15 protein-coding genes are annotated in these 19,403 nt (G+C 70.1%); 12 read left to right on the forward strand and 3 right to left on the reverse strand.

The window, feature by feature from the left end; genetic code table 11:
* Nucleotides 1–8: 8 nt before the first annotated feature.
* Entirely contained in the window at nt 9–4,322 is a 4,314-nt protein-coding gene (locus BW982_RS08880) for a LamG-like jellyroll fold domain-containing protein (protein WP_076492382.1), read from the reverse strand.
* Between the two features lie 188 nt (nt 4,323–4,510).
* Between BW982_RS08880 and BW982_RS08885 the strand changes: the two genes are divergently transcribed.
* From BW982_RS08885 to BW982_RS08910, 6 genes are read left to right on the forward strand one after another with little or no spacing between them, the layout of a single operon-like run.
* Nucleotides 4,511–6,673 carry a glycoside hydrolase family 36 protein gene (locus tag BW982_RS08885; protein ID WP_083696605.1) on the forward strand — a complete coding sequence of 721 codons (2,163 nt, stop codon included), beginning with the start codon at nt 4,511–4,513 and terminating at the stop codon, nt 6,671–6,673.
* A 23-nt stretch (nt 6,674–6,696) separates the two neighbouring features.
* Nucleotides 6,697–8,016: an ABC transporter substrate-binding protein gene (locus BW982_RS08890; RefSeq protein WP_076492385.1), complete on the forward strand. Its 1,320-nt coding sequence runs from the start codon at nt 6,697–6,699 to the stop codon at nt 8,014–8,016.
* Nucleotides 8,017–8,072: 56 nt separating this feature from the next.
* Nucleotides 8,073–9,011: a carbohydrate ABC transporter permease gene (locus BW982_RS08895; RefSeq protein WP_254845562.1), complete on the forward strand. Its 939-nt coding sequence runs from the start codon at nt 8,073–8,075 to the stop codon at nt 9,009–9,011.
* Nucleotides 9,008–9,883: a carbohydrate ABC transporter permease gene (locus BW982_RS08900; RefSeq protein WP_254845563.1), complete on the forward strand. Its 876-nt coding sequence runs from the start codon at nt 9,008–9,010 to the stop codon at nt 9,881–9,883. Before BW982_RS08895 ends, BW982_RS08900 begins: the two co-directional genes overlap by 4 nt.
* A 29-nt stretch (nt 9,884–9,912) precedes the next feature.
* Nucleotides 9,913–10,947: a LacI family DNA-binding transcriptional regulator gene (locus tag BW982_RS08905; RefSeq protein ID WP_076492388.1), complete on the forward strand. Its 1,035-nt coding sequence runs from the start codon at nt 9,913–9,915 to the stop codon at nt 10,945–10,947.
* A gap of 55 nt (nt 10,948–11,002) precedes the next feature.
* Nucleotides 11,003–11,875, forward strand: coding sequence for a KPN_02809 family neutral zinc metallopeptidase (locus BW982_RS08910; protein WP_076492391.1), 873 nt, complete (start codon nt 11,003–11,005; stop codon nt 11,873–11,875).
* Nucleotides 11,876–12,219: 344 nt separating this feature from the next.
* On the opposite strand, the gene BW982_RS08915 is transcribed toward BW982_RS08910, so the two are convergent.
* Nucleotides 12,220–13,299, reverse strand: a complete 1,080-nt coding sequence (locus tag BW982_RS08915; protein ID WP_076492393.1) for a VanZ family protein — start codon at nt 13,297–13,299, stop codon at nt 12,220–12,222.
* A 183-nt stretch (nt 13,300–13,482) separates the two neighbouring features.
* Between BW982_RS08915 and BW982_RS08920 the strand changes: the two genes are divergently transcribed.
* From BW982_RS08920 to BW982_RS08945, 6 genes are all read left to right on the forward strand, one after another.
* Nucleotides 13,483–15,519 carry an APC family permease gene (locus BW982_RS08920; protein WP_175611095.1) on the forward strand — a complete coding sequence of 679 codons (2,037 nt, stop codon included), beginning with the start codon at nt 13,483–13,485 and terminating at the stop codon, nt 15,517–15,519.
* Between the two features lie 89 nt (nt 15,520–15,608).
* Nucleotides 15,609–16,463 carry a MarR family winged helix-turn-helix transcriptional regulator gene (locus BW982_RS08925; protein WP_139327386.1) on the forward strand — a complete coding sequence of 285 codons (855 nt, stop codon included), beginning with the start codon at nt 15,609–15,611 and terminating at the stop codon, nt 16,461–16,463.
* Between the two features lie 76 nt (nt 16,464–16,539).
* On the forward strand, nt 16,540–17,022 hold the full coding sequence (locus BW982_RS08930; protein WP_076492402.1) for a hypothetical protein: 483 nt from the start codon (nt 16,540–16,542) through the stop codon (nt 17,020–17,022).
* Complete coding sequence (locus BW982_RS08935) at nt 17,022–17,399, forward strand: hypothetical protein (RefSeq protein ID WP_076492405.1); 378 nt, start codon at nt 17,022–17,024, stop codon at nt 17,397–17,399. Before BW982_RS08930 ends, BW982_RS08935 begins: the two co-directional genes overlap by 1 nt.
* On the forward strand, nt 17,396–18,283 hold the full coding sequence (locus BW982_RS08940) for a CPBP family intramembrane glutamic endopeptidase (RefSeq protein ID WP_076492408.1): 888 nt from the start codon (nt 17,396–17,398) through the stop codon (nt 18,281–18,283). Before BW982_RS08935 ends, BW982_RS08940 begins: the two co-directional genes overlap by 4 nt.
* A gap of 209 nt (nt 18,284–18,492) precedes the next feature.
* Complete coding sequence (locus BW982_RS08945) at nt 18,493–18,852, forward strand: PLD nuclease N-terminal domain-containing protein (protein WP_076492410.1); 360 nt, start codon at nt 18,493–18,495, stop codon at nt 18,850–18,852.
* A gap of 93 nt (nt 18,853–18,945) precedes the next feature.
* Here the strand turns inward: BW982_RS08945 and arfB are convergent, their stop codons facing one another.
* The gene (arfB, locus tag BW982_RS08950; RefSeq protein WP_076492413.1) at nt 18,946–19,383 is read right to left on the reverse strand and encodes an alternative ribosome rescue aminoacyl-tRNA hydrolase ArfB; all 438 of its coding nucleotides are present in this window, start codon (nt 19,381–19,383) and stop codon (nt 18,946–18,948) included.
* Nucleotides 19,384–19,403 lie beyond the last annotated feature (20 nt).

Consider the following 19,403-nt stretch of genomic DNA (forward strand, 5'->3'; position numbering starts at 1 on the left):
CCGGGGCATCAGTCCTCGGTGCGACCGTCGCGCGAGGACTGCGCTCGACGGCGCAGGATCACTCCGGCGCCGATACCGGCGACGGCAAGGAACAGCGCCGCCAGCGGGAACACCGTGCCGGTGACCGCGAGCGCCCCTCCCGTGGCCGTCGTGGTCGTCGAACCGGTGCCGGCGCCCGAACCCGTGCCCGAGCCCGAACCGGACTCGGTGGGCGTCGGCGTGGGCGTGGGCGTGGGCTCACCGGGACCCGCCGCCTCGGCGATCACGAACGGCGCGGACGCCTCGGACGCCGGCGATGCCCCCACCGCGTTGATCGCGGTGACCCGCGCCGTCCACGTGCCCGGCGCGAGGTCGGCCACGGTCGCGGAGAGCGCCGCCTTCGCCGTCGGATCGCCCGTGGCGTCCACCGCGACCGACCGGGTCGCTCCGCCGTCGGAGACGAGGTCGAGCGTGTAGCCCGTGATCGCCGAGCCGTTGTCGGCCGGGGCCTGCCACGACACCGTCGCGGAGGTCCCGTCGACCCCGACGGACGGAGCCGCGGGAGCGGCGGGGACGCCGATCTCGACGCCGTCGGTCTCGAGCACGAACGGGGCGAACGCGATCCAGTCGACGTCGGGCGCGATCGCGTACCCGTCGAGGACGACCTGGTCCTGCTGGCTGGTGCGCTCATCGATGACGATCGTGTGCCTCGTGTTGCCGAACGTCACCGCACCGTCAGCGGTGGTGAGGTTCAGCGGCATCACGGCCTCCCAGAAGTTGGTCGCGGTGTAGGTGTAGCGGAACGTCGAGCGCCCCACCAACCCGTCGTGACCGGCTTCCTGCGCCTGCAGCCCCAGGTCGACGACCTGCGGGTTGTAGTCGTGGCGACCCTCGATGTCGTCGTTGGAGTAGTGCACGATCGCGTCGTACGCCCCGGCCGTGTCGAATCCGGCACCGCGGGGGATCGTCAGCGTCCCCTGGTTCGCCGCGATCGCGTCGGTGATGCCGAGCCCGCCGACGTAGCCGGTGCCGGTGCCGTTGGTGAGGTCCGAGCCGAAGCCCTTCACCGCGGCGGTTCCGCCGAGCGTGGCCTTCGTGGGGTCTTCGACCTCGACCTTGACGATGGCGGCGTCGCCCTCGACCGCACGGGTCGTGCTGACCGCGCTGACGCGCGCGCCGCCCGTGCTGCGCAGCTCGACCTCGCTGATGCCCTCGGGCAGGTGGATCCGCGCGCGCTTCTGACCCTCGGTGAAGGTCGTCGCGAGACGGCCGTTCACCGTCAGGCCCAGGTCGGCGCCCGTCCAATCGACGACCACGTCGTAGTAGCCCGACTCCTCGGCGGAGGGATAGACATCGACCCGGTCGCCGTCACCGATCGACACCGCGCCGGCGTCGAGCTTCGCGTCACCCGCGAGGCGCAGGGCCGTGGCGGGGTACACCGTGTGCTGCGTGTTGGTGTCGTCTCCCACGCGGGTGAGCTCGACGCGGTCCACGGTGACGCCGCCGTCCGCGCCCGCTCCCGGCAGCACGTTCTGCCCGTCGCGGCTGGTGCGCAGGCTCAGCGTGTGGGTCCCGGCATCCAGCTTCACGTACACCTCGGCGGTGCCGCGGGCCGTGCCGCGCACGTTGTCGGGCTTGATCGCGTTGGCGCCGTACTGCACGGTCGCGGAGTCGTTCCCGTCGACGAACAGCGCGTGCTGCGCGGCTCGTCCCGGGGTCGCGGCGAGCACCGTGTACCGGTACAGACCCGGCTGGGCCACGTCGACCTCCCAGTCCAGGCGGGCGTCGGCGCCCGTGAGGCCCGTGACGTCGTGGTCGCCCGAGAGGCGGTATCCACCGCCCGGCTGCGAACGCACGACGCCCCCGGTGATCGCAAGGTTCTCGGCCTCCGACCACTGGTGCGGAGCCTGCTGAGCGGCCTCGGCCGCGACGTCGCGATCGGTGGCCGGGGTGATGATCACCTGGTACGCCGCGCTGGCGTTGGCCGAGGGGATGCGCACCTGCACGGAGCCTCCCGAGACCGCGACGTCGTCGTAGGCGGCGACCACGCGCGGGGTGTCGGCGACGCCGTCGGTGCCCGAGATCAGGTCCTCGCGGACCTCGATGTCGACCTTCCCACCGAACGTGTCGTTCGAGAGTCCCTTCACCGTGAGCAGTCCGTCACGGCCCTGCTCCACACCGCCGACGAGCACCTGGGCGCGACGGTTCGCGTCGTCGATCGCGGCGATGGCCTTCTCACGGTTGGCGGTGACCTCGGCGGTCTGCGACCCCTGCAGGTCGCCGTACCACTTGAACATCCACCATCCGCCGTTGGCGGCGTTGACCTTGGCCTGGTTGTCGGAGAGGGTTCCGGATGCCGTCCAGTACGCGGTCTGCGCGTCGATCTTGGCCGCCTCGAAGCTGGAGAACCAGCGCAGGAGGTTGGCGGGCGAGCTCATGTCGTTGCTCGCGCCGTACTCGGTGATGTTGATCTGGGGGATCTTGTCCTCGGCGATGCCGAGATCCCGTGCGTACTGACGGAACGCGCTGGCACGGTCCGGCATCCACTGGTATCCGCGCAGCTCGTGCCACACGTAGACGTCGGGGACGGTGTTCGTGGCGATCGCCGCGCGCAGGAATGCCGTGATGTTGCCTTCACCGCGCCACGCGGCATCCCCGGGTCCGGCGATGCGCGGACGGCTGAGCCCGTGCTTGGCGTACACGTCGGTGATGACCTTCCAGGCCGCGGCCCAGTCGCTCGCCCCGCCCGGGGTGAAGCTGTCGGACTGCCCGCCCTGCAGCAGGTAGCGGTTGTACTTGTCGTCGGTGTTCAACCACTGCAGGTCGAGCTCGTTGAAGGGGATGAAGGTGTACTTCTCGGGGTCGTCCGCTCCGGTCGCGACGGCCTCCGTCACGATCTCGAGCACCTCGAGGTAGTCCCACACCCCGTCACCGCCGGGCGTCCACTCCGAGGTCAGCGTGCCGTTGGCGTCGCGTACGTAGGTGCGATCGTCGCCGGGACGGACGCCTCGGTTGTACGGCCAGTCGGGGTAGTAGTCCTGCGTGTAGATGTAGAGGTCTTCGCCGTGCTTGTCGAAGAACGTCTTCTCGATGTCGAAGGCGTCACCGCCCGGGTGCTGCGTTCCGAACGGCGGCTTCTGCGACACGTTCGTCATGGCCGCGCCGTTGACCAGAGCCTGCGTGGGCGACTGTTCGTCGCCGAGGCCGTACAGGGTGCCCGACGCACCCCCGCGGAAGTCGCCGGTGCGACGAGAGAGGTCCGCGACGATCTCCTCGGTGGGGCGCACACCCACGGTCACGGTCGCGGTGACGGTGCGGTCTGTGCCCTCGACGGCGCCGTTCACGACGAAGGTCGCGCCGGCCGTCGCGTACTGCGAAGCGGAGACCGCGTCCCAGCGGACGGCCGCGTCGGTCTTCAGACCGGACTCGCGCGTCACGCCGACCCGTGCCGGCAGCGCGGGCGCCTGGCCGGCCGTGGTCTGCACCTGCCACGCCGTCTGGTCGAGCGCCGTGACGGCGCCCGCGGTGGCGGCGAAGTCCTGGGCCACCTGGTCGGAGGTCAGGGCGACGTCGTAGATCGAGAAGTCGTCGAACTCGCCGCCGAAGAGCGCGGCCCACTGCGGCGCCCACGGCACCCGGCCGATGAGGCCGGAGCGGGTGCTCGACTCGGCGCCGAGCTTCGCAAAGTCGACTTCGGCGGCTTCGCGGCGGACGAGCTCGCCGTTGATGTAGTACGACAGCGTCTGCCCGTCGGCGACCGAGGTGATCTGCGCCCAGGCCCCGGCCGTGAGGGGTACGGGCGAGACGGCCTTCACCTCGGTGCCCGAGTTGGCGACGGCCTTGGACTGCCCGCCCTCGTTCGGCTGGAAGTACAGACCCCAGTTGTCGCTCGGCAACGCGTCGCTGCCGATGATGTAGGCCCAGGGGAGGTTGCCGGCGTTCTTGCCGTCCCACTTGATCCAGGTCGACACGGTCAACGCCGTCACACCGTCGAACAGCCCGGCGGGGATGTCGAGGTAGGGGGTCGCCGAGCTCGACGAGCCCTGTGCGGCGCCGGGGAACAGCCCCGAGGCGCCCGCGCCGGAGGTGGGTCCGGTACCGCGCGCGAGCGACGTCGCGTTGCGGACGCGTGCGTCGAAGGCGCTTCCCTTGGACCCTTCGTTGGCGATGACGGATGCCGAGGGATCCCCGTCGAAGGTGTACTCGACGATCGGGCGCGGCGGGGTGTCGTCGGGGGCGGCGAACGCGGCGGGCGCGCCGACGAGGCCGATCACCAGCGGCACGGTGACACAGGCGGCGACGGCCGCGGGAACGCGGCGCGGGGCAGGGGTGTGGGGTCTCATGTTTCCTCGGCGTTGAGTGACGGGACACGCGCATCAGATTCTGATAGCGCTTTCAGTCCGTGAGCATAAGGGGCCGGATCTCCCCGCACAAGGTTCGGCGCCGATTTCTGATATCGGTTTCATATCGTGCTTGATAACGCTTTCAGAATCGGTTAGCGTCCCTCTCGTTCGACACGACGGAGAGACGAATGACGACGATGCACCCCGCCCCCACCGACGCGGCCTCGACCCCGCGCCTCGAGTGGGGCACCGACCTGGTCGCACTGACGTTCCACTGGGACGACGACGCGCCCGTGGTCTGCAGCGCCGTGCGCGTCGCGGGACGGACGCTTCCGGTCCACCGCATCCCGTTCGTCGAGGTCCTCACCGCCGACGCGGGTCACCGCCCCGCCTCGGGGCGCCTCGCCCACACCGAGCTCGGACTGCGGATGCGGTACGTCGACCACACCGAGACCACGGGCGACGGCGTGCACACCCTCGTCATCCGGCAGCGCTCCGCCGACCTGGAGGCACGGCTCACCCTCGTCGTCCGTGACGGCGTCTCGGCCGTCTCCAGCACCGTCGCGCTCACCAACGTCGGTACCGGTCGTGTCGTCCTCCGGTCGGTCGCTTCCTGGGCCACCGGATTCACCGCCGCCGACGCGACCGGCGACGCGCTCTCGGACTGGCAGCGGGTGACCGGCGAGAGCGACTGGCTCGGCGAGGGGCGGTGGACGCGTACTCCTCTGCGCGGCCCGGAGTTCGTGCCCCTCGCCGAGCACCTCACGGGCCACAACCCGCGCGGCGCCTTCACGGCGGTGTCGACGGGGACGTGGTCGACGGCGCACGCTCTGCCCACCGGCATCCTGGAGTCCCGTGCCGCAGGGCTGGCCCTGGCCTGGCAGATCGAGCACAACGGCGCGTGGCGCTGGGAGATCGGGGAGGACACCGGCGGCGGCTACCTGGCCCTGTCCGGGCCGACCGACTCCGATGCAGCATGGACGCACGTCCTCTCCCCCGCCGAGACGTTCACGAGCGTGCCCGTGACGGTCGCCTTCGCCCCGGATGCCACCGGCGCAGTCTCGGCGTTGACCGATCATCGTCGCGCGACGCGGCGCCCGCACCCCGACAACGCCGCGATGCCGGTCGTCTTCAACGACTACATGAACACGCTCGACGGCGACCCCACCACGGAGAAGCTCCTCCCCCTCATCCGCGCGGCCGCAGACGTCGGCGCCGAGGTGTTCTGCATCGACGCCGGCTGGTACGACGACTCGGGGCACTGGTGGGACTCCGTCGGCGAATGGATGCCGTCGACCACCCGTTTCCCCGGGGGGCTGGGCGAGGTCATCGACGCCATCCACGCCGAGGGCATGGTGGCCGGGCTCTGGCTCGAGCCCGAGGTGATCGGCATCCGCAGCGCTCTCGCCGACCGCCTGCCCGCGGAGGCGTTCCTGCAACGCCACGGCGAGCGTGTCGTTGAGCACGACCGCTTCCACCTCGACCTCCGGCACCCCGCCGCCCGCGCGCACCTCGACGGTGTCGTCGACCGGCTCGTGACGGACTTCGGCCTCGGGTTCTTCAAGATGGACTACAACATCAACCCCGGCCCGGGGACGGACGTGGATGCCGACAGCGTCGGCGACGGACTCCTCGGGCACAACCGGGCGGTGCTGGAGTGGCTCGACGGCGTGCTGGACCGGCATCCGACCCTCGTCATCGAGAACTGCAGCTCGGGCGCGATGCGCATGGACTACGCCATGCTCTCCCGCCTGGCCATGCAGTCGACGTCCGACCAGCAGGACTTCGTCAAGTACCCGCCGATCGCGGCGGCGGCACCGATGGCGATCCTTCCCGAGCAGGCCGCGAGCTGGGCCTATCCCCAGCCCGAGATGGATGCCGAGGAGGCGTCGTTCTGCCTCGTCACAGGACTCCTCGGCCGCTTCTACGTGTCGGGCCACCTCAACCGCATGACGCCCGCTCAGCGCCACCGGGTCGCGGGCGCCATCGCCGTCGCGAAGGAACTGCGCGGCGAGATCGCCGCGGCCCACCCGCACTGGCCTCTGGATCTCCCGCGCTGGGACGACCCGTGGACCGCCCTGGGCCTGCGCTCGCCGGCCGGGGATCTCGTGTCGATCTGGCGACGCGGCGACGAGGCCTCCACGGCTCTCTCCTTCCCCCACCTCGTCGGCCGTGACGTCGAGGTGACCCCGGTCTTCCCCCTGGACCTCCCCACCTGGCACACCGAATGGGATGCCACGACGGGGACCCTGCACGTGCGCGCCGGCGATGCCCGTATCTCCGCGCGCACCCTCCGCCTCTCGGCCGGGCCGGTCCCGGTCGACGAAGGCGCTCGCACCGGATCAGACTGATCACACCAACAAGGAGCAATTCAATGAAGAAGCGGTTCTTCGCCGCCACGGCCCTCACCGCCGTGGCCGCCCTCGCCCTCGCCGGCTGCTCGGACCCCGGTGCCGGCGGCGGCGCCGCCGCGGGCCCCTCGGACTGGCCCGCCCAAGACACCAAGCTCGACGGCACGACCCTCACCATCTGGGCCGCGCAGAACTCGAACAAGGTCCCCGACAGCGTCGTCAAGGGATTCGAGGCCGCCACCGGCGCCAAGGTCGACGTCGTCACCATCCCCGACCCGTACGAGCAGAGCGTGCAGACCAAGGTCGCCACCGGCGACAAGCCCGACCTCGCGTTCTGGCAGCCCACGGCCTCGCAGCTGACGGCCCTCAACGCCACGACGAACCTGCAGCCTCTCGACGGCGCCCCCTTCATCGACGCCTACACGCCCGAGCTGAAGGACATCACCGGCATCCTGAACGGCACGCGGTACGCCGCGCTCATCACGACCCCGGCGGTCGAGGGCGTGTACTACAACAAGGAGGTGTTCGCGAAGGCGGGCATCACCCAGACGCCCGGCAACTGGGACGAGTTCCTCGCCGACGCGCGTCAGTTGAAGGCCGCCGGCGTCACCCCGTTCTTCGACTTCGGCGGCGGCACCCCGTGGGCCACGCAGTGGTGGGTGCAGGTGCAGCTCGCCGACGCCGCCAAGGACGGCCTGTGGGACCGCGTGAACGAGAACAAGGAGAAGTTCACCGACCCGACGATCCAGGGCGCGATCGACACCTACCAGGGCCTCATCCAGGAGGGGCTGTTCAACTCCGACCTGAAGACCGCGAAGTTCGAGGACCAGGGTCCGGCCCTGCTGTCGGGCGAGGCGGCCATGGCCGTGCAGGTGAACTCGTTCTTCGGTCAGCTGCAGTCCCTCGCCGACACCCAGGAACTGAACGAGAAGATCGGGTTCTTCCCGATCTCGCCCTCGGGCAACGTCGGCACCTTCATCCCCGACCAGTCCAACGCCCTCGTGGCGTTCAAGACGGGGGATGCCAAACGCGAGGCCGCGGCGCGCCAGCTGCTGTCGTACTGGCTCGGCGACGGCTACAGCGACTTCGTCCAGGCGCAGAAGACCGTCTCGCTGCAGTCGGATGTGAAGTCGTCCTCGGACGTCCCCGAAGCACTGCTGGACGTCAGCAAGTCGCTCGGCGACTCGGTCGGCTCGATGCAGGCGCTGGCCGTGGCCAACCCCGACCTGTACCTCAACCTCGGTGACATGATCCAGGGCACCAAGACCCCGGCCCAGGTCGCGGAGGCCACGCAGTCGCAGTTCGCCGAACTGGCCAAGGCCATCGGCGCCGCCGGCTTCTGATCCCCACGGGGCGCCGGGACCCGACCCGGCGCCCCCTTCCCCCGGGAGGAACACCCATGACTTCGACCCTCGAGCGTCCCCGCACGGTGACGCCGCCGCCGCGATCCGCGCGCCCCGCGTCGCGCGGTCGGCACGCGAAGGACCATCCGCTGTGGTTCCTGATCCCGGCGCTCGCCGTCCTGGTGGTGTTCTTCGCCGTCCCCACCGTCTTCAACTTCGTCTACGCGTTCACCAACTGGTCCAGCTTCAAGAGCTCGATCGACTTCATCGGCACCGACAACTTCGTGTCGCTGTTCTCCAACGGCTCCCTCGTGAACGCGCTGACGGTCACGCTGATCTACGCCGTGCTGGTGGCGATCTTCCAGAACCTCTTCGGCCTGGCCCTCGCCCTGCTGCTCGAGCGCGACACCCGCACGAACCGCGCGCTGCGCGTGGCGTTCTTCGTGCCCGTGATCATGTCGGCCCTGGCCGTCGGCTACATCTTCCAGGCCATGCTCAAGCCCGACGGTGCGCTCAACGGCATCCTGAGCGCCGTGACCGGGCAGAACATCGACATCGCCTGGCTCGGCAGCACCACCTGGACGATCGTCGTCGTCGCCCTCATCCACGCGTGGAAGTGGATGGGCCTGTCGATGCTCATCTACCTCGCAGGGCTCAAGACGATCAACGACGACATCCTCGAGGCTGCGCGCCTCGACGGCGCGGGGTGGTGGACCACCTTCCGCGCGATCCGGTTCCCCCTGCTCGCCCCCGCCGTCACCTTCAACGTCGCCACGGCGCTGCTCGGTTCGATGAACGGCTTCGACATCGTCCAGGCGACCACCGCCGGCGGCCCCGGCGGGACCACCGAACTGCTCAACATCTTCATCTTCCGGACGTTCGGCCAGGGCCTGTTCGCCCAGGCCACGACGATGAGCCTCGTGCTGTTCCTCGTGGTCGCGATCCTCGCCTTCCCCGTGATCCGTTTTCTGCGCAAGCGGGAGGACGTGCTGTGACCGAGACCATGACCCTCACGACGGGCCGCGCCCGTCGGCTCCCCCGGCGCCGTTCGCCGATCGGCCGCGTGATCCAGCCGATCGCGGCCGTCGTGGCGGCGGTGGCGCTCCTCGGCATCCCGTTCCTGCTCACGGTGCTGACGGCCGCCAAGACCCAGGCGGAGGCGTTCGTGCCCTCGCTCGCCCTCCCCACCGAATGGCACCTGTTCGACAACTTCGCGACCGTCATCTCGGACGGCCGGATGATCGCCGCGTTCGGCGGCAGCATCCTCGTGATGGTGCCGGCCGTGCTCGGCGTGCTGATCCTGGGGTCGATGGCGGCCTGGATCCTCGGGCGCCGCCGCTCCCGGGGCCTCGCGTTCGTCTACGCCGTCGCCATCAGCGGCATCGTCCTGCCCCCCGCCGTCGTCACGATCGTCCTCCTGCTGCGTCAGCTGGGTCTGGCCGGCACCCCCGTCGGCATGATCGGCGTCTACATGGGCATGTACATGTCGACCGTGATCTTCTTCGTCACCGGATTCGTGCGCACCATCCCCGTCGAACTCGAGGAAGCGGCGCGCGTGGACGGTGCTTCACCGGTGCGGGTGTTCGTGAAGATCATCCTGCCGCTGCTCATGCCGGTGCTCGCGACCGCGACGATCCTCATCTGCCTGTACATCTGGAACGACGTCTTCTACGCGCTGTTCGTGGTCGGCGGCCGACTCGACACCCTCCCGCTGAACCTGTACCAAGTGGCGAGCAGCGGTCTGTACCTTCAGAATTGGCATCTGATCTTCGCTTACATCATCCTGATGAGCCTTCCGCTGCTGATCACGTTCATGGTGGCCCAGCGCAAGATCATCTCGGGCATCACCAGCGGCGCCGTCAAGTGACGGCGGGCGCCGCGCACAGACGGAGCGCAATGGACCCCTCCCGCACGAAACCGGCGACGATCGCCGACGTGGCTGCGCGGGCCGGGGTATCGGTCCCGACGGTGTCACGCGTGCTGACCGGGGCCGCGAAGGTCAGCCCCGCGAAGCGCGAAGCGGTCGAGGCCGCGATCGCCGCGCTCGGCTTCCGCCCCAGCGCCGCCGCCCGCGTGCTGGCCTCGCGCAAAGCGCAGGTCATCGCCGTGATCGCCGGTGACACGTCGCAGTACGGCTACGCCGAGACGATCCGGGGGATCGAGGAAGCGGCACGCGCCGAGGACTACACCGTGATGATCACCGTCGTGGAGAGCACGGACGACGACGAGATCGACCGCGCGATCGCGGCGACGCTGTCGCAACCCTTGGCCGGGGTCTGCGTCCTGAAGTTCGATCCCCCGGGTGTCGCCGCCCTGCACCGCATCCCGTCGTCGCTCCCGGTGGTCGCTCTGTCCGGTGTCCGCGAGCCGGGACTCCGTCAGGCGGTACTGGACGAGTCCCGTGCCGCGGAAGAACTCACCGACCACCTCCTCGACCTGGGCCACGCGACCGTGCACCACGTGCGCGTTCCCCCGTCACGCCGCGAAGACGGCCGCACGACCGGCTGGCGGCGCGCGCTCAAACGCCGCGGCGCGGTCGTCCCGCCGCTCAGTGACGCGACCTGGGACCCGCGCTCGGGCATCGAGATCGGTCGCCGGTTGGCCGAAGATCCGTCGGTGACCGCCGTGTTCTGCGGCAACGATGAGATCGCGATGGGCGTGGTGCGGGGGATCACCGCATCCGGTCTGCGCGTTCCGGACGACATCTCGGTCGCCGGTTTCGACGACCACCCCCTCGCCGCCCTGTGGTCTCCCCCACTCACCACCGTCGACCAGGATTTCGCCGGACTCGGCCGCCGGGGCCTGCAGCTGCTCCTCAACGAGATCGCCGGCGAGACCGGCCGCCGGTTCTCGTCGGAACGGCCGCAGCTGATCGTGCGCGAGAGCACCGCTCCCCCGCGGCCGACCGCGTCGGTGCGGCGAATCGGCTGATCCCCGCGTTTCAACCCCCCTCCCGACGAGCCGCCTGCGCGCTACCGTCGCGGACGTGACGTTCAACGACAACGCCCGTGTCGGCGGAAACTCGGCGAAACGCCGCGGCGGCACGGTGGCCGCCGTCGGCGGCGGTGCGGTGGGCCTCGGCGCGGTGGTCTTCCTGCTCATCCAGCTGTTCACGGGCACCGACCTGAGCGGGATCGTCGGGGGCGGCGGCGTGGCGGGTCCGCAGACCGGCGGCGAGCGCATCGCGAACTGCGAGACCGGACAGGATGCCAACCGCAACGACGACTGCCGGCTCGCCGCCGCATCCCTGAACATCGACCAGTTCTGGGGCAAGACGGTCGAGGGGTATCGCGAACCGCAGCTGATCATCGTCGACGGCGCCACGTCCACCCAGTGCGGTACCGCCTCGAACGCGACCGGACCGTTCTACTGCCCGCCGGAAGAGACGGTGTACATCGACCCGACGTTCTTCGCGCTCCTCCGCGAGCAGTTCGACACGAACGCCGGACCGCTCGCTCAGCTGTACGTGCTCGCGCACGAATACGGCCACCACGTGCAGAACCTCATCGGCGTGATGGATCAGTACCCGAACGACGGCACCGGCCCGGCCAGCAACGGCGTGCGCACCGAACTCCAGGCCGACTGCTTCGCGGGCGCGTGGGTGGCCGACGCGGCCGACCAGGTCGACGAGAACGGCACGCCGTACCTGCAGCCGCCCACGACCGAACAGATCACGAACGCCCTGGCCGCCGCGGCCGCGGTGGGGGATGACCACATCCAGGCCGAGTCCGGCGGGGTGGTGAACCCCGAGAGCTGGACCCACGGGTCGAGCGAGCAGCGCCAGCGCTGGTTCGACGCCGGCCGCGCGGGTGGCGTGAACGCGTGCGACACGTTCTCCGTCGCCGCGGGGAGCCTTTAGCGCGTGACGGGCCGGAACCGGCGTACCGTCCCGCGGAGTCCGACACCGACACGCCGAACCCGGATGCCACCACCCGGCGCGCCACCGACGAACTCCGCCTGACGGGCCGCGCCTCACGACCGCGGCACCGGCGTACCGTCCCGCGGAGTCCCCGGCCGACACGCCGACCCCGGATGCCACCACCCCGGCGCGCCACCCACGACCTCCGCCTGACGGGCCACGCCTCACGACCGCGGCACCGGCGTACCCTCCCGCGGAGTCCCCGGCCGACACGCCGAACCCGGATGCCACCACCCGGCGTGCCACCGACGAACGCCGCAGGACGGGCCGGAGCCCGCGCAGAGCTACCCGCGCGACGCGACGGCGACCGGGCTCACGACGCCCTCGCGGTCATCCACGAGACGGCGCCGGCCGATCCAGCCGGTGAGCCCGCGGCCGTCCTTCCACCGGAAGAGGAGCACGACGGTCGCCGCGGCGAGCGCGAACGCCGACAACGACCACGGCGCGGGCAGATCGCTCAGGAGGGCGTACGCGCCGGCTCCCGTGAGGAACCGCAACGGACGCGCCACCCACGCGGGCAGCACACCGTCGGTGTACCGCACGCGCGTCGACAGGTCTCCGATCGACCGTCCCGTCGCGAGGATCACCCCGAGCCACACCGTCGCTGCCGCGAACGTCCCCACCTGTCCGGCGACGACACCGGTGCGGGCGGCGGGATCGACCACCAACGACAGAAGCGCCTGCACCGTGATCGACACGGCGAAAGCCAGGAGAGTGATGCCGATCACGTCGCACAGGATGCCGAGGACCCGACGCCGACGCGTGACGGGGCGCGGGTCTTCGGCATCCGGGGACCTCTCCGCCCCGCGATGCTTCTTCGGCACGGCGAACGCGAGCAGCGAGCCGAGCAGGGCGCCCGAGGCGTTGGCGATGAGGTCGTCGACGTCGAACACCCGGTAGGCACACGGGAAGATCCCCCACACGCCCGTGAGCTGCGTCGTCTCGATCACCCCGCTGATCGCGAGACCGACGAGGCCGGCGATCAGGATGCCACGCCCGCCGAGCACCCGCAGGAGAAAACCGAGCGGCACGAACAGCAGGACGTTCAGCGCGACCTGCAGCACGACCGGGTCGGTGAGGTAGCGGCCCGAGACGGCGACGGCATCCCGGATCTCGTCCACGAACTGGAACGGACGCAGGTTCGTGCCCGCACAGCGGTAGTCGTCACCGGCGGGAATCGGGACGAGGGTGTAGGTCCAGATCGCCCAGAAGTACACGGCCGCGCCCGCCCAGAGCACCGTGCGTCCGAAGCTCAGACCGCCGCGGCGGCGGTAGCTGACGGCGACGAACGGCACGAAGGCGAGGAACGCGACGATGCCTCCGAGGACGATCGCGAGGCTCCCCGACCCGATGATGTTGTGCACCCGGCGAGCCTAGGGAATACGGCCCGACGACGCCGGGTTTTCACCGTTGCAGCCGTTCGTACACCTCGCCGGACGACGACCAGCCGGTGAACGCCGAGCGCGTCAGATTGCGTATGCCCCCCAGTGCGCGTAATGTCGCGCGCCGTGACTGACGAAAGTCGCGAGCCCGGCGAACCGACGCCGATGGCCAAGCGCATCCTGATCGGCGAGCCTCTCACGTCGGAAAAACTCGACGAACAGCTCCTCCCCAAGAAGATGGCCCTCCCCATCTTCGCCTCCGACGCACTCTCCTCCGTGGCCTACGCCCCACAGGAGCTGCTGATGATCCTGCTCATCGGGGGCACGGCTCTGCTGACGCTCAGCCCCTGGGTCGCGGCGGCGGTCGTGGTGCTGCTGGTGGTCGTCGTCCTCAGCTATCGGCAGCTCATCAAGGCCTACCCCTCCGGTGGCGGCGACTACGAGGTCGCCAGCAAGAACCTCGGCGAGGTGCCCGGTGTCGTGGTCGCCGCCGCGTTGCTCGTGGACTACGTGCTCACGGTCGCCGTGTCGGTGGCATCCGGGGTCGACAACATCATCTCGGCTCTCCCGGAACTCAACCCGTTCCGCGTCGAGATCGCCGTCGGGTTCGTCATCCTCATCGTCATCGTCAACCTCCGCGGCGTGCGCGAGGCCTCGTCGGTGTTCGCCATCCCGACGTACCTGTTCATCGGGTCCGTCGGCATCATGATCGCCGTCGGCCTCGGGCGCGCCCTGCTGGGCGACGTGCCCCAGGCCTCCAGCGCCGGATACGCGGTGCAGGCGGAATCGCTCACGCAGGCGGCGCTCATCCTCCTCGTGCTGCGCGCGTTCTCGAGCGGCTGCTCGGCCCTGACCGGCGTCGAGGCCGTGTCCAACGGCGTGCCCGCGTTCCGCAAGCCCAAGATCCGCAACGCCCAGACGACGCTGACGCTCATGGGCGGCATCGCCATCGTGCTGTTCGTCGGCCTGACGCTGCTCGCCCTGCTCTCCGGCGTGCACTACGCCGAGAACCCCTGCAACCTCGTCGGCTTCGACTGCACGCTCCCGCAGCCGAGCCTCATGGCGCAGGTGGCCGCCGCCACGTTCGGCATGGGCAGCATCCCGTTCTTCATCATCCAGGCCGCGACCGCGTGCGTGCTGCTGCTCGCGGCGAACACCGCGTTCAACGGCTTCCCGCTGCTGGGTGCCGTGCTCGCGCGCGACGGTTACGCCCCGAAGGCGCTGAACACCCGCGGCGACCGCCTCGTGTACTCCAACGGCATGGTGATCCTCGGCATCGTCGCGATCGGCGTGCTGATCGTGTACCAGGCCAACCTCACGACCCTGATCCAGCTCTACATCATCGGCGTGTTCGTGTCGTTCTCGCTGGGGCAGATCGGCATGGTCCGCCACTGGCGCCGGGCGTTGGCCGGTCTCCGCGCGCTCACGCCCGAGGCGGCGCGCCAGCAGAGCGCCCGGTACGAACGCCGTTCGGCGATCACGGGCCTGTGGATCAACTCCCTCGGCGCCTCGCTCACCGTCCTCGTGCTCGTCATCGTCACGATCACGAAGTTCACGCACGGCGCGTGGCTGGTGTTCATCGCTATTCCGATCCTCGCGACGCTCATGCTCGGCGTGAACCGCTACTACCGCGACGTCGAGCATGAGATCCGCATGGACGACGAGGTGCACTTCGGCTCCTCGGGCGACGTCGCGATCATCCTCGTGAACCGTCTGCAGAAGCCCGTGATGAAGGCGATCGACTACGCCCTCGCCGCCAAGCACGACAAGACGCTCGCCGTGCACGTGGCGATCTCGGAAGAGGATGCCGCGGGCCTGCAGAAGGAGTGGGCGGCGCACGACATGCCCATCCCGCTCGTCATCATCGAGTCGCCGTACCGCACCTACACGTCACCGGTGACGACGTTCATCAAGAGCTACCGCGAGAAGCACGGCTCGGCCGTGGTGACCGTCTACCTCCCGCAGTTCATCGTGGGCCACTGGTGGGAGTCGATCCTCCACAACCGCCGGTCGCGCCGCCTCGCACAGCAGCTCATGCTCGTGCACGGTGTCTCCATCACCCTCGTCCCGTGGCTGCTCGACTCGTCGGAGCTCATCTACGGCCGTCGCTCGCGCCCGCTTCCGGGTCAGCAGCGCGGTGGTCAGCCGGTCGCCGAGGTCCTCGCGCACCCGGGACGCAAGGCCCCCGACTCCGGCGCCTGAGCCGCGACGCCCGGTCGCTCCTGCGGTTGCGGTCGGGATCCTCTGAACGAGCCCTGGTTGGATAGGGGGCGAAGAGGAGCACCGACACGATGGATGCCATGGCCCGGGCCCGCGCGATCGAGCTGCTGGGCCGATTCAACGACGACATGACGCGCGCCGTCGACGAGGTCTTCGGCACGCACTGGGCGGAGATCGAGGAGATCATCGCGCTGGCGCTCGTGGCATCCGAACGCGCCGTGACGACCCGCCGGATCGCCGACGTGAGCGGCCTCGGGCGACGCGCCGTCTCACGGCTGATCCTCCGACTGCAGGCGGAGGGCCTCGTCTCCACGAGACCCTCGGATGCCGACAAGCGTGCGGTCGAAGTCGTCCTCACCAATCGCGGCGAAGAGCTCTCGGATCGACTCCGTGTCGCGGTCACCGCCTTCCTCCGCGAGAGCCGCGGCATCGCCCGCGAGATCAGCGCCGGTCTGGGCGGCGACGCTCCGCTGCCGCCCCCGGGGCCGCCGGCCGATGCGCTCGAGCTGCTCCTTCGCGTCTGCGCGTCGGGTGCCGCGCTCGTGAGCTACATGCCCCCGGCCGCGACGCGGGGAAAGCTCGCCGCCCGTCAGCGGGCGGCCCTGGTGATGATCGGCATGGGCGGCGGCATCCGCCCGACCGACCTGTCGCAGCCCCTCGAGGTCTCGCCGGCGGGCGTGGTCTACATCGTCGACCAGCTCTGCGCGAAGGGGTTCGTCGAGCGCCGGCGTGGAACCGTGCCGGGCGATGGACGCGCCGTCGTTCTGGAAGCCACCCCCGAGGGCCTGCGGGCGATCGGGGCCGTGATGGACGGCGTCGAACAGGAGCGCGAGCGCCTCGTCGGCATCTTCGTCGATGTCGCGCACGGGGTTCCGCCCGCACGCCCGCACGACGCTTCCGCGACGCATACGCGCGCGACGACCTGAGCCCCCTTGCATCGTTCAGGGATGTCCTGAAAGGCTGTTGTTCAGTGATGTCCTAAAAGGACGGAAGGGGCCAGTCATGTCCAGAGAAGAGCACGCGCGCGAGGGCGCGCAGTCGGTCATCCCCGACGATCAGATCATCGACGTCGCCGTCGTCATGCCGCGGGGGTCGACGAAGTCCGGCCTCGTGGGCTCGATCATCGGCGTCAGCGCCGGAGGCAGCAACCAGACCGCGTGGGGCGTCGCGGGCGGCATGCTGGCACAGCGCGCCCACAGCGCGTCGCACGGGAGCTACCCCTCCATCGTCCTGGCGGTGTCCGAGTCAAAGCTCCACGTGCTCGGTCGGCAATCCACCGGCATCGTCGGCGGCTGGAAGAACCTGCACCCCGTCGCCCACATCGCGCGCGCCGACCTCGAGGTCCGCACGCGGCACAGCGGCACCGTCCGCGTGATCGAGCTCACGGACACGACCACCGGCACCACGCTCGAGTTCGAAGCCCAGACCATCGGCGGCCTCGGGCTCAACGAGCTCCTCGACGAACTCGGAAAGGACGCACACTGATGGCCTACAACGACCGCCCGGGCGGAGTGACCCTCGTCGCCGTCCTCGCCTGGATCACCGCCGTCCTCCAGATCGGCCTCTCGATCCTGATCCTGACCGGGGCCATCGCCCCGGCGGGCGTCTCCGTGCCGTCGGCATGGATCGGAATCGTCGTCGGGGTCATCACGCTCCTGGTGAGCTTCGGGCTCTTCGGCGCCAACCGGATCGCGCGCGTGATCGTCACGGCATCCCTCGGGCTCAGCATCCTGAGCTCCATCCTCCAAGCGGCGACCCACCAGGATGCGAACGTCCTCGTGGGCGCGATCATCACGATCGTCCTGGCCGGCATCGGCATCGCCCTGCTCTACACGGCTCGAGCGAACCGATTCTTCGCGTGAGCGCGACCCCGCCCGGCGATCGCGAGCCCCTCGGCACGAACGGCTGGCAGCGATTCTGGAACCGCGGCGGATGGTGGCGCGCCGTCCTGATGGCGGCGATCTACATCGCGCTGTACAACCTCGTCGGCCTCGCGTTGCGTCCGGTCCTCGGCGGCCTCGTGCAGGGTGACGACATTTTCGCCACGCCCTGGGGAGCCTTCATCTCCATCGGGGTGCAGCCGCTCTTCGGCTCGATCATCCTGGTGATCATCGCGGCCAGCATCGGGTGGCTTCCGCGCCCGCTGTTCGGACGTCAGCCGGTCGGACGCAAGTGGTGGTTCTGGCTCGGGCCGATCCTCATCCTCGTGCCGATCGTGTTCCACTTCTTCGGCATCGAGTACGGCCGGTACGGGGCGGCGGTCGTCGTCTCGGTCCTGATCGCCGGGCTGTTCGTCGGGTTCTCGGAGGAGATCCTCACCCGCGGCATGGGCGTCACGATGCTCCGACGCCACGGGTACCGCGAGTGGGCGGTCATGACCCTCTCCTCGCTCATCTTCGCGCTGCTGCACCTGTCGAACCTGTTCACGGGTCAGAGCTTCGCGATCGTGGGACCGACGGTCGTCTACACCTTCGCCTTCGGTATCTGCATGTACGCGACGCTGCGCGTCGGCGGTTCGCTCATCTGGCCGATCGTCCTGCACGCGCTGACCGACCCGACGACGATCCTGGCCTCGGGCGGCATCGACGACGGCACGAACGCCTCGGTCAACACCGCCAACCTGGTGGCCACCGCGGGCACGTTCGCCTACGTTGCGTGGGCCGTCGTCCTGCTCATCGTGACGCGGGGCGATGCCCACGGCCGCGCCGACGCCGACGAACCGGCCCGCATCCGCGTCGCCGACTGAACCGGCATCCGGGTCGAGGGCGCGGAGGGTGCGGGCCGCACCGGGACTCCCGGGATCACCGGGGCTGCATCTACCTGACGAGCCCACTGCACGCTGCAGTGGGGTCGTCATGCGGGTGCAGTCTCGGCATCCCGCGTTCTCGGCGGCGCGGGGCGGCTCACGCCACGGAAACCTTGCCGCCTGCCGATGCCTCCGGCAGGGTGGATGCCATGCCGATCCTCGCCGTACTCACCCTCGCCGTGATGGTGGTCGCGCTGATCGACGCCATCACCCGCCGCGACGACCAGGTCAAGCACCTGCCGAAGTTCGCGTGGGTGTTCTTCATCGTGCTGCTGCCGCTGATCGGGTCGATCCTGTGGTTCGCGATCGGTCGCGAGTGGGAGCAGCGGCGCGAGCCGCTGACGTTCGGCGACCCCCGGCAGTGGCAACGGGACGCCGAGCCGGCACCGGCCGCCCCGAGCGCGCGCACGACCGAGCAGCAGATCGCCGACCTCGAGCGCGAGATGTATCTGGCGGATCTCGAGGAGCAGGTGCGTCGCCGTCGCGCCGAGGGCGACGCGTCGAACTGACGGCGCGCCCGCTGACCGGTCGAGTGTCCAGAACACGCCGCCGGGAAGACCGCCCGTACGGCGTTTCTCGGACGCTCGTCGACGCGGTCGGCGTCAGTCGGCAGGCCGCTGCCGCAGGCGCTTCACGTCGGTCCGGCGCTGCTTCGCCTGCAGACGCCGCTCCTTCGATCCGCGGGTCGGCCGGGTCGCACGACGCGGGGGCGCGGGCGGACGCACGGCCTCGGCCACCAGCGCGGCGAGACGGGCGCGCGCGGCGTCGCGGTTGCGCAGCTGGTTGCGGTGCTCCGACGCGGCGATGGCCAACACCCCGTCGACGAGCCGGCTCTCCAGACGATCCATGACCCGCTCGCGCTGCACCCGCGACAGCACGGCCGAGCGCGCGGCATCCCAGATCAGCTCCACGCGGGAATCGGCGGTGTTCACGCCCTGACCGCCCGGGCCGGACGAGCGTGAGAACCGCCACGACAGTTCCGCCGCCGGGATCACCAGGCTCGCGCTGACGCGCACGTCGGATCCGGCGGAGGAAGGCATGGCTCCATCATGCGCGGTCT

This window comes from Microbacterium sp. RURRCA19A (assembly GCF_900156455.1).
Lineage (GTDB): Bacteria > Actinomycetota > Actinomycetes > Actinomycetales > Microbacteriaceae > Microbacterium.